We start from the raw sequence: 505 nt of genomic DNA, 5'->3' as shown, positions 1-505 counted from the left end.
ATTGAATACCATTTTCATATATTTCTTCATTATAATTTCGTAAGAAAAAGTCCTTATCCACACTGGTTATTCTAAAACCACATTTTTGATAAAGGCCTAGTTGCATTAAACTAGAATTTCCTGTGCCTATTTCTATAGTTTTATATTCTTCTTTTTTAGCATAGTCTATAGCAAACCTAAGTAAATATTTCCCATATCCTTTTCCTTGCTCTTTTTCGGAAACTGCTATATTTATAATCTCAATCGTTTCTGTTCGGGTAGGAATTAAAATCATAATACCTACAGTAACAGCACCTTTTTTTAAAACAAAACAATCTCCCTTTTTAAGATATCCATTAACTACTTCTGTTGAGGGATCAGCTAGTAACAATAACTCCATTTCTTCCATGTTAATACTTGTACTTTTTTCTATACTAATTCCATCCACATTATTTAATTCCATTTCTAACATCCTCCCAATCAATATTTTCAATTAATATCTTAAATGAATTCCTTCTTATAAGAC

Annotated in this window: 1 protein-coding gene; it reads right to left on the bottom strand. The window is 28.9% G+C overall.

Annotated features, from left to right (window positions below; translation table 11 throughout):
• Nucleotides 1-442, bottom strand: a 442-nt coding sequence (locus tag DN403_RS30970) for a GNAT family N-acetyltransferase (RefSeq protein WP_149186140.1), incomplete at its 3' end; no start/stop codon positions are given.
• Between the last annotated feature and the right edge of the window lie 63 nt (nt 443-505).

This window comes from Bacillus sp. AY2-1 (genome assembly GCF_008368965.1).
Taxonomy (GTDB): Bacteria; Bacillota; Bacilli; order Bacillales; family Bacillaceae_G; genus Bacillus_A; species Bacillus_A thuringiensis_S.
This window is presented reverse-complemented; position numbering and strand designations above follow the sequence as displayed.